Here is a 5,467-nt window from a genome sequence, read left to right as displayed (position 1 = left end):
GTCCACCAAAGGCGACAGTTCTGCTTCGCGACTGGGCTATACATAGCCCTCAAAGCGTATTGTTTGCGGGACTTCAGTTGCACCGTTTTCCTGAGCGAGTAGGGCGCGTGCTGACGAAAAGGTAGCAAGCGCAAAAAGAACAAGAAGGGCCTTTATCATCGTAGCGCCTCGGATCCGGGTTTTGAACTTGGGCCGGGGTTCACAAATGATCGCCCCGGCCAGCGTCAGGGCAAACGAGGTAGTTCTTGCCCTGAAACATCGTACTTTCGCCTAATTTAGAAGATCACCGACGATGCCGACGGCATCGACCACGGTAGACAGGTCATTCGTAACTTCGAGGACTTCGTCATCGACCAGAATGTAGCGGTTTCCTTTGCCCGGCTCCCCAAGCTTCCATTTGGAAAGGTCCCCAATATCCTCGAACTCCAGGTCAGATGGGAGCTTGGCACCGCGCGTGTAGCGCTTGATCTGTCCAGGTGGTACAGCTTTTGGGCCTTTGCCGGGTTTGTCTTCTATCTGAATGCTGACATCACCGTTCTTGCCCCCCTTGTTCGGCTTTTTACCCTTGTTGTCTTTGGCATGGGCATCGCTGCCTCCAAGGATGAAAAACACAACTGCTAAGGCTGCAAGAATTCCGTATGCAATCTTCATAGATTGTTCCTTTGCTTCCCAACTTCATTCGACCGGCGTTGAAAATTCCGGCACGCGCTTGATCTCTCTTAGTTGCCCTTTGGCACACCCCTTAGTGACTGCCTTCACCCCGCATTAGAAAACGATCCGGGTTCTTAGACCGAACAGGGTAATCCGGTCCTGATCGGGATTTAGAAGCGGGTCGGAAATGAATTGTACCGATGGCGTGATCTGCAGTCCGGGTGAGATTGAAAAGCGGTAGAAAGCTTCAAGCGTGAACTGATCGCCATCTATGCCTCTTGCTTCGGCCCAGTTTAGGCCCAGACCGGCCAAATCGGTGTTGCGACCATAGTAACCGAGACCGGCAGAAATCGACCGTTCATAAAGCGCTGCGGTTCCCTTCGAGGCCCCTGCACGGAAGAACGGCATCCATTTATTGTCAACAAACCATGCGGCGGAAAACGCTGCGCCGTAATCTTCTGCTCGACTGCCATCGTCAGCCGCATCCGCATGCCAGAGGGTCAGATGGATATTGTCGAAGTAGATGCGATCAAAGCCGGACGTGTACCCAAGTTCGAGCGACTTGAAGAGATTGCCGTCGCTAAACACATCAAAGTTTGGATCGGACGGGTCGGCGTTTGCGTCTGATACGCTGGCAACGGCGTAGAGGTTCTCGCTCAGCTTTACCCCACCGGCAATACCAAGGCCTTGGTTGGGCGTGTTGATTGTCGGGTTGGTATTGAAAGACAGGTTTTGAAAACCACTGTAGGGGCTTACCAACCCGTAGATATCCACAAAGTCCGTTACATCAATCTGGCCGACTTGCAGCGCCCACGACCCATTCTCAGCCCTTTGGGTCCAGAACAAATTGGTCAGAAGCAAACCGTTGTCATTGAAGGCTGTTCCCGTGATTGAAAGGGCTCCGCCATCCAGCCCGAGAAATTGCGGAGCAACGTCAGTATAACTGTGCCTGTCTTCGATCTTGAATGTCAGAGACCCCCGTTCAGTTGCCTGCCAACTGCCGTAGAACCGCGCAATTCCGCTGGCTGCTTCGCCGGTTCCCAGATCAGCATCCGTGGTTTGGCCCAATGCCAGGTAGTCAATGTTGAACCGAAAACCACCCTCAGCCAGTCGGTCTTTCCACTGAAACCAACCCGGTGCGATGTTGCGTGGAAAATCGGAACGATATTGCGGATCGGTGAGCCCGTCTCCGGGCGCAAGATCGGCTTCGACTGAAGATGGCCCGGATAGTCCCTGAGCCGACGCTGCGCCAGCAAATGCAATGCTCAATGCGGCAACCAGAAGTCTTATCATTTTGACGCCTGTGCCCCACCGGTCTTGCGATTTCCTGCCGCGCGGATGCGATCAGCAGCACGCTGCTTCCATTCCAGCCTGTCTGCCTTGGTTTCCAGAGTTTCGACGCTTTCCGTTTCCAACTGGAAAGTCGCATTCATAGGCATGAGGCCATCCACAACCATCATATTATGAACGGAAGGATCGATAGTCAGCGTGCCTGTCAGCCGAACGGGTTCGTGGAAATAGCTAGGCGCCCAGTCCCCGTTCAACCGCACACGGATCATCTGGTTAGGCGGAGGTGGAGGCATGTGGCTGCACATCCCTCTTTCTGGCACCAAATACGCCACAGGCCGGCCGTCCGGATCGCTTGGAGCAGGAATGGCAAAGCCCGCGAGTGTGATTGTTCTGCCGTCGAATTGCGGGTTTCCGCTCGTTCCAGCCTTTCTTCGACGTTCAGTCACAACCTCGCGCTGATCGAGTAACCAGTCGACGTCAATTCCGTCTGACACCAAGGCGTCTTCGGTCTCTGCTAAAAGCAATTGCCATTTCTGCCGTTCTTCGGCGCTGCCAACCTCCTGCTGCAACCTGCCGCGTATACGCACAACGAAAAGAACATCGTCGAACTGTTCGGGGCTGAGTTCACGATAGGGGTCATCAAAGACCTGCGCAGACGGATCTGGCAGATCTGCCCAGTCCAACGCGGTTCCAGGCGTCGCCGCAGCATCATAACCGCACAAAACCAACCCTGCGAATACTGCGGAGCAAAACCAATTTCGCATGAATGCTCTCCGGCTGCTTTATCTGGTCAATCCAGTGTGTTTTTGTAGATCACACCGTCCTTCATGATCAGGCGGATTGTTTCCGGGCTGTCCGGCCTCGGGTCCGCACCGAACCACTGATCGCCTGTTCCAACGACAGAGAAGTCTTCGAGGGGGTTGCCGTCTATCAGCAGGATGTCGGCATAGGCGCCTTCTTCGATCACACCCAGTTTGCCTTCCGGATAGGGGTTCATGAAATCACCGCTAAGTGCCGCGATCTCGCCACCTACCGAAGTTAGGGTTACCATCGACGCATAGGGGCCGAAGAAATGGTTATTCAGATGTTTCTCGTAGGCGATCTGGATGTTGCACGCTTCGACCGAGCCGACGCAATCGGTTTGGAAACCGCGCGGCGCCGGGCATTCCTTCATACTTGGAATGTAGGCTTCGAAGGTCGCCGAGGCCGATTTGGCCTTCCTCAAACTGTTGGGGTTGTTTTTCACGGAAGGAACATCAAGTAGGCCTGGATCAAATGCTGTGATGTTCGTCGTGATGTACGCTCCTTTTTCTTTCATCAAAGCAGAAATCTCGCAGTCAAAGTGAAATCCGTGTTCAATGGTTCTGACCCCTGCATTCAGGGCATTGATGATCGCTTCTTTGCGGTAGGAATGTGCCATGACATAGGTGCCGTACTCGTTGGCAACCTGAACAGCGGCCTCGATCTCTTCTTTCGAACCGGCGAGCAACTGCCATGGATCGAATGCCGAAATCACCCCACCTGATTGCATGAACTTCAATTGCGTGGCACCCATGCGCAGGTTGTTGCGGCCATACATGTAAATTTCGTCAACACCGTTGACCTGTTGGGCCATATTCAGAGTCCCAAAGTTGGTCACCCCACCCGGCGGAGATGTGAAGGATGCGAAATCGGCGTGACCACCACGTGTTCCGAGAAATGCCCCGGAAGGATAAAAGCGGGGGCCGACGATCTGGCCGGCGTCAATTGCGCGCCGCAGCCCGCCGCCAGCGCCCCCGGCATCGCGAACGGTCGTGAAGCCCTGCATCAGGTACATTTCGGCCATCCGGGTCCCGTGGATGGCGAAATCCTCCCAGGTCGAGTTGGTTTCCATCTCGGCAATCGATGGCCCCATGAGCATCAGGTGCGCGTGATTCTCTATAAAGCCCGGTGTCAGAGTGCGCCCACCGCCGTCGATAACCGTCGCGCTCGGCGCATCAATGGCATCGGTTGAGACGGACTTGATCAGATTGCCCTCGACCAGAACACTGGCATTTTCAATGCGTTGCTCATTCACACCGTCGAAGACATGCACGTTGGTAAACAGCGTTTGGGGTTCTTCTTGATCCTGAGCCTGCGCGGTCGCCGAAAAAGAAAGAACTGCCGCGACAATTGCCGTCGAGCAAAGAGACATTCGTAAGCCGGACATAAGTACTCCCTTCATATTCATGTTTTGCCAACTATAGTCTGGAATTCACTGGCTCGGTTGCCCCTTTTGAATTAGGATGTACGAATGTGACTGCAAAAATGGCCACTTCTTAAAGCTAATCCAACAAGGGTTATGAGCTTGCCTTTCAACTCCACCTCCCGAGAGCATAGCGAGGGCTTTGTTCGCCTCTCTTTAGCCGCTCCCTTTCTGCAATATCTCACCGAACGTAAGATCAATCCGCAACCAGCATTGGATCAGGTCGGCTTGAAAGCTGAACTGATGACTAACCCATCCGTGTACGTTCACTCCGAGTTGGTTTACGGCTTGGTAAATGCTTTCTCAGAAGTATCAGGGGATCGATACCTAGGACTGAATGTAGGGGAAGCGTTTGACCTACAAGGATGGCCGCCCTTCGCTCAAGCCTTGCAATCTACAAAAACGCTGTTCGAGTTTTTTACCCGCTTTGTTGAGCTCGTGCCGCAGGAGTCCAATTCTGTGCGGCACAGCCTTGTCATTGAAGCAGACAAAGCGACTTATCGTATCGAGAGGCAACAGGAACCAACCGTCCCACCCATTCAGGTGACCGGTTTTGGTGCCGCAATCTATGTACGCCTATTGCAGACCGTCGTCGGAGATTCCTGGGACTCTTCCCGTGTGCGATGGGAAAGCAGATACATCAATGGGCTGCCTATCGACTACAAAGGGATCGAGGTTGGCCTTGGGACTGATCCCGGAATGCAAATTAGTTTTCCTGTGGAATGGTTGTTTTTGCACCACGTCTCTGAGGGTTCTGCCAAGCCCATAGCATCACTTCGACAAGATGAAGAAGTAACCGTGGTGGCAGCTTTGCGATCTGTCTTACGCGACAAACTGGATGAAACCGATTTGGGACCAGAGATGGTGGCTGGAATGCTGGGAATACAACCGGAACGGTTTCTGAAAGCGCTTCAAAAACAAGGCACAACGCTACCGCGCGAAATCAAACGGCTGCGTATCGATGTCGCCAAGGAGCACCTCAAACAAAACCAGATGACAATTGCAGAGATCGGACTGATGCTCGGCTATTCTGACAAGTCCCATTTCACTCGCTTTTTCCGAGGTCAGACCGGAATGACACCGACCAAGTTCCGAAGCAAGTAAATGTGGTCGAGCCAAATGAACGCTTCGAAGATTAGGTCCTCGTGGGATCAGTTCGGAGAAGTTGTAGTGCGACGTTGAACAGGTTAGTCGACGACATGAATGGTTGGTTGCCACCGCCGATACAACCTCTGCAACTGGCCGTTTCGTTGTGTATTTCGGAGTTAGCAAAGCTTGGTTGCGAAGGTCCGCTTCGGGCTG

The 5,467-nt window shown here is 53.5% G+C and carries 5 protein-coding genes; 1 reads left to right on the top strand and 4 read right to left on the bottom strand.

Annotated elements, in window-relative coordinates; translation table 11 throughout:
- Positions 1-270: 270 nt before the first annotated feature.
- The 4 genes from GOV91_RS22350 to GOV91_RS22335 form a co-directional block, all read right to left on the bottom strand.
- Positions 271-651 carry a hypothetical protein gene (locus tag GOV91_RS22350; RefSeq protein ID WP_170337130.1) on the bottom strand — a complete coding sequence of 127 codons (381 nt, stop codon included), beginning with the start codon at positions 649-651 and terminating at the stop codon, positions 271-273.
- 114 nt (positions 652-765) lie between these two features.
- Positions 766-1,944, bottom strand: a complete 1,179-nt coding sequence (locus tag GOV91_RS22345; RefSeq protein WP_170337128.1) for a carbohydrate porin — start codon at positions 1,942-1,944, stop codon at positions 766-768.
- Positions 1,941-2,705: a DUF3299 domain-containing protein gene (locus GOV91_RS22340; RefSeq protein ID WP_171237116.1), complete on the bottom strand. Its 765-nt coding sequence runs from the start codon at positions 2,703-2,705 to the stop codon at positions 1,941-1,943. The genes GOV91_RS22345 and GOV91_RS22340 overlap by 4 nt, the downstream gene beginning before the upstream one ends.
- Positions 2,706-2,731: 26 nt before the next feature.
- Complete coding sequence (locus tag GOV91_RS22335) at positions 2,732-4,129, bottom strand: amidohydrolase family protein (RefSeq protein WP_170337131.1); 1,398 nt, start codon at positions 4,127-4,129, stop codon at positions 2,732-2,734.
- 132 nt (positions 4,130-4,261) lie between these two features.
- On the opposite strand from GOV91_RS22335, the gene GOV91_RS22330 reads away from it, so the two are divergent.
- Positions 4,262-5,269: an AraC family transcriptional regulator gene (locus GOV91_RS22330; RefSeq protein ID WP_170570605.1), complete on the top strand. Its 1,008-nt coding sequence runs from the start codon at positions 4,262-4,264 to the stop codon at positions 5,267-5,269.
- Positions 5,270-5,467 lie beyond the last annotated feature (198 nt).

The organism is Ruegeria sp. HKCCA6837, from assembly GCF_013034475.1.
GTDB lineage: Bacteria > Pseudomonadota > Alphaproteobacteria > Rhodobacterales > Rhodobacteraceae > Ruegeria.
Note: the sequence above shows the minus strand (reverse complement) of the source record. Positions and strands in the feature narration are given on the sequence as shown.

Coding starts and splice junctions, on each gene's coding strand:
- GOV91_RS22335 (WP_170337131.1), bottom strand. CDS start 4,129: ATGTCCGGCTTACGAATGTCTCTTTGCTCGACGGCAATTGTCGCGGCA.
- GOV91_RS22340 (WP_171237116.1), bottom strand. CDS start 2,705: ATGCGAAATTGGTTTTGCTCCGCAGTATTCGCAGGGTTGGTTTTGTGC.
- GOV91_RS22350 (WP_170337130.1), bottom strand. CDS start 651: ATGAAGATTGCATACGGAATTCTTGCAGCCTTAGCAGTTGTGTTTTTC.
- GOV91_RS22330 (WP_170570605.1), top strand. CDS start 4,262: ATGAGCTTGCCTTTCAACTCCACCTCCCGAGAGCATAGCGAGGGCTTT.
- GOV91_RS22345 (WP_170337128.1), bottom strand. CDS start 1,944: ATGATAAGACTTCTGGTTGCCGCATTGAGCATTGCATTTGCTGGCGCA.